Source organism: Allokutzneria sp. NRRL B-24872 (assembly GCF_002155965.1).
Taxonomy (GTDB): Bacteria; Actinomycetota; Actinomycetes; order Mycobacteriales; family Pseudonocardiaceae; genus Allokutzneria.
Genome location: NZ_MUMH01000198.1, coordinates 1 through 3,845, shown reverse-complemented (window position 1 = coordinate 3,845; position 3,845 = coordinate 1). Strand labels below are relative to the sequence as shown.

At 68.2% G+C, this 3,845-nt stretch carries 4 protein-coding genes; 3 read left to right on the top strand and 1 reads right to left on the bottom strand.

The window, feature by feature from the left end:
* The first annotated feature begins 244 nt into the window (after positions 1 to 244).
* Positions 245 to 1,630: a dihydrolipoyl dehydrogenase gene (lpdA, locus tag CCN37_RS35245; RefSeq protein WP_086829401.1), complete on the top strand. Its 1,386-nt coding sequence runs from the start codon at positions 245 to 247 to the stop codon at positions 1,628 to 1,630.
* A 154-nt stretch (positions 1,631 to 1,784) separates the two neighbouring features.
* Positions 1,785 to 2,990: a threonine--tRNA ligase gene (gene thrS / locus CCN37_RS35240; protein ID WP_086829399.1), complete on the top strand. Its 1,206-nt coding sequence runs from the start codon at positions 1,785 to 1,787 to the stop codon at positions 2,988 to 2,990.
* Here the strand turns inward: thrS and CCN37_RS35235 are convergent.
* Positions 2,950 to 3,360, bottom strand: coding sequence for an NUDIX domain-containing protein (locus tag CCN37_RS35235; RefSeq protein WP_086829397.1), 411 nt, complete (start codon positions 3,358 to 3,360; stop codon positions 2,950 to 2,952). The two genes, thrS and CCN37_RS35235, sit on opposite strands and share 41 nt — an antisense overlap.
* Before the next feature lie 28 nt (positions 3,361 to 3,388).
* Between CCN37_RS35235 and CCN37_RS35230 the strand changes: the two genes are divergently transcribed.
* Positions 3,389 to 3,845 (top strand): nitrilase-related carbon-nitrogen hydrolase (locus CCN37_RS35230; protein WP_305764727.1); only part of this gene is annotated, 457 nt, incomplete at its 3' end.

Sequence of the window (3,845 nt, the reverse complement as noted above, 5' to 3'; positions counted from 1 at the left end):
AACCCTCCGCGAGGCGCGCGGCCCACGCCCCCAATGACTCGTTGAGGTACTTGAGCGTCCTGAATGAGTCATTCAGGGAGTTCAGCGCACCGAACGCGGCTTTGGCGTGGTCTCACGTGCACCTCCAGTCTCAGCTGTTCCTGGGCTTGCGCCCTGAACGACCCGTTCAGTGCGTTCAAGTACCTGAAGGGGTCGTTCGGGGCGTGAACGGCTGTGGGGGTGGGGGCGGCTTAGGGTCTGGGGTATGAGCACTCACTTCGACGTCGTGGTTCTGGGCGCTGGCCCGGGTGGGTACGTGGCCGCGATCCGGTCAGCCCAGCTGGGGCTGCGGACGGCGGTCATCGAGGAGCGGTACTGGGGCGGGGTCTGCCTCAACGTGGGCTGCATTCCTTCGAAGGCGCTGTTGCGCAACGCTGAGCTGGCGCACCTGTTCCAGCATGAGGCGAAGTCCTATGGCATCCGGGTGGACGGGCAGGTGTCCTTCGACTACTCGGCGGCGTTCCAGCGCAGCCGGAAGGTGGCGGACGGGCGCGTCAAGGGCGTGCACTACCTGATGAAGAAGAACTCGATCACGCAGTTCACCGGGCGTGGGGAGTTCCTGGACGCGAATTCGATCAAGGTCGGCGACGAGGTCGTGTCCTTCGATCACTGCATCGTCGCGGCGGGTGCGTCGACGCGGTTGTTGCCGGGGACGGCGTTGGGGCCGCGCGTGGTGACCTACGAGGAGCAGATCCTCAGCGAGGAGTTGCCGGAGAGCATCGTGATCGCCGGTGCGGGTGCGATCGGTGTCGAGTTCGCTTATGTGCTGCACAACTACGGCGTCAAGGTGACGATCGTGGAGTTCGCTGATCGCGTGGTGCCGTTGGAGGACGCCGAGGTGTCGGCGGAGCTGGCGAAGCGGTACAAGCGGTTGGGGATCGAGGTGTTGACCTCGACGAAGGTGGAGTCAATCGAGGACACCGGTCGTGGTGTGCGGGTGACTGTGTCCACTAAGGACGGTCAGCGGGTGCTGGAGGCCGGGAAGGTCATGCAGGCCATCGGTTTCGTGCCTCGCACGGAGGGTTACGGCCTGGAGCGGACCGGGGTGCGGTTGACCGATCGGGGTGCGATCGAGATCGACGGGCGGTGCCGGACGAGCGTGCCGCACATCTTCGCGATCGGTGACGTGACGGCGAAGTTGATGTTGGCGCACGCGGCGGAGTCGATGGGGGTGATCGCGGCGGAGACCATCGGGGACGTGGAGACGATGGAGCTGGACTACGTGATGATCCCTCGGGCCACGTACTGCCAGCCGCAGATCGCGAGTTTCGGGTGGACCGAGGCGCAGGCGCGGGAGCAGGGCTTCGACGTGAAGGTGGCGAAGTTCCCGTTCACCGCCAACGGGAAGGCGCACGGGCTCGGGGAGACCGCTGGGTTCGTGAAGATCATCAGCGATGCCAAGCACGGGGAGCTGTTGGGCGCGCACCTGATCGGGCCGGAGGTGACGGAGCTGTTGCCGGAGCTGACGTTGGCGCAGCAGTGGGATCTGACCGTGCACGAGGTGGCGCGCAACGTGCACGCGCACCCGACGCTGGGTGAGGCGGTGAAGGAGGCCATCCACGGTCTCGCCGGGCACATGATCAACATGTAGGTGCTACGGTGGTCGTGTGCAGCGCGCTCTCATGACGACGACGCCGGATTCCGTCCCGGCGCGCTGACACCTGTCTGACGAAGAGCCCCGGGGCGAGTGCCCCGGGGCTCTTGTCTGTGGTCGCTCGCCTCACCTTTCCCGCGAGGAGACCGTGATGCACGACCACCGCAAGCTCGGCCGTGAGCTGGACCTGTTCGACTCCGATCCGTTGATGGGCGCGGGTTTGCCGTACTGGCTGCCGGACGGGGCGGTGGTGCGGCACACCTTGGAGGAGTTCGTGCGCGACCTGGAGCGGCGCGCGGGGTACCGGCACGTGTACTCGCCGGTGCTGGGCAAGCGGGAGTTGTTCGAGTTGTCGGGGCACTGGTCGCACTACAGCGAGGACATGTTCCCGCCGATGGACCTCGGCGGTGAGCGCGGTGAGCAGGTGGTGCTGCGGCCGAGTCTGTGCCCGCACCACGCGCTGATCTTCCGGTCGCGGCCGCACAGCTACCGGGATCTGCCGGTGCGGATGGCGGAGCTGGGCGGGATGTACCGGGCGGAGTTGTCGGGGGTGCTGGGCGGGTTGAGCCGGGTGCGGGCGATCCAGCTCAACGACGCGCACGTGTTCTGCACCCCTGATCAGGTCGCTGACGAGGCGCGGGCGGCGTTGGAGCTGGTGCGGCGGGCGCATCGGGTGCTGGGGATCGAGCCGGTGCGCTACCGGTTGTCGTTGCCGGGCGCGGGTGGGAAGTACGTGGCTGATCCGGAGTTGTGGCGGCGGGCGGAGGCGGTGCTGCGCGAGGTTCTTTCCGATGTGGACTTCGAGGCGGTGGAGGGGGAGGCGGCGTTCTACGGTCCGAAGATCGATGTGCAGATCGCCGACGGCGCGGGGCGGGAGTCGACCTTGTCGACCGTGCAGGTGGACTTCCACCAGCCGCGTCAGTTCGACCTGTCCTACGTCGGTCCTGACGGGGCGAAGCACCGGCCGGTGATGGTGCACCGGAGCATCATCGGCAGCCTGGAGCGGGTGGTGGCGCACTTGATCGAGGTGCACGGGGGCGCGTTCCCGGCGTGGTTGGCGCCGACCCAGGTCGTGGTGCTGCCGGTGTCGGAGGCGGAGGTGCCGTGTGCTGCGGAGTTCGCTGAGTCGGCTGACCTGCGCGTGGAGGTGCGGGGGCCGGAGCGGGGGAGTCTTGGTGCTCGGGTGCGCGCGGCGCGGTTGGTGCCGTTCCAGGTGGTGATCGGTGCGCGTGAGGCGGCTGCGGGGTTGGCGTCGGTGCGGTTGCGCGAGGGCGGGAAGTGGGAGCCGGCGCCGGTTGCGGAGGTGCTGGCGCGGATCAGCGCAGCTGCCCGGCCTGGTGCAGGTGGTCGAAGATGATCTGGTCGACGGGGGCGACGCGGTCGCGGTCGGCGTGGGTGAGCCAGGTGATCTCCTCGATCTCGCTGGCGGGGGCGAGCGTGCCGGTGTAGGTGGCGGAGTAGCAGGTCATGCGGACCTCGACGCCGTCCGGGTGGCCGTGCGCTCGGGCTTGGAAGGTGCCGACGTGGATGGCGCTGGTGGGGTCGATGGTGACGGTCAGCTCCTCGGCGATCTCGCGCATGAGGGTCTGGAGGTCGCTCTCGCCGGGATCGCGTTTGCCGCCGGGCAGGTAGAAGGTGTCCTTGCCGCGTGAGCGGGTGGACAGGACGTGTCCGGCTTCCAGGTGAATCCATGCGATCTTGTCGATGGTTCCGGGGTTGGTGGTCACGGTGGCGATCGTAGGGAGTGGTGGGCTGATGTCGGTGGTGGGTGCGCTCCAGGTGGGTTCCTGTGTTTCCACTGGGGCAACCGTGGAGAAGGTGCTCGGCTACGAGCGGGATTTGCGGGAGTCGGGGGCGTCGCTGGTGGTGCTGCCGGAGGCGTTGCTCGGCGGCTATCCGAAGGGGGCGTCGTTCGGGACGCGCGTGGGGTACCGGTTGCCGTCGGGGCGGGAGGAGTTCGCGGAGTACTTCGCGGGCGCGGTGGACGTGCCCGGCCCGGAGGTCGCCGAGCTGGCCGGGTTGTCGGCGCGGACCGGGGTGTCGTTGGTGGTCGGGGTGATCGAGCGGGCGGGCTCGACGCTGTACTGCACGGCGGTGTTCCTCGACCCCGTGAAGGGCTTGGTTGCCAAGCACCGCAAGCTCATGCCGACCGCCGCTGAGCGCTTGATCTGGGGGCAGGGCGACGGCTCGACGCTGCCCGTGGTGGAGACCG

Bases quoted from the DNA above. Each gene is read 5' to 3' on its own strand.
- thrS (WP_086829399.1), top strand. From the start codon at position 1,785: ATGCACGACCACCGCAAGCTCGGCCGTGAGCTGGACCTGTTCGACTCC.
- lpdA (WP_086829401.1), top strand. From the start codon at position 245: ATGAGCACTCACTTCGACGTCGTGGTTCTGGGCGCTGGCCCGGGTGGG.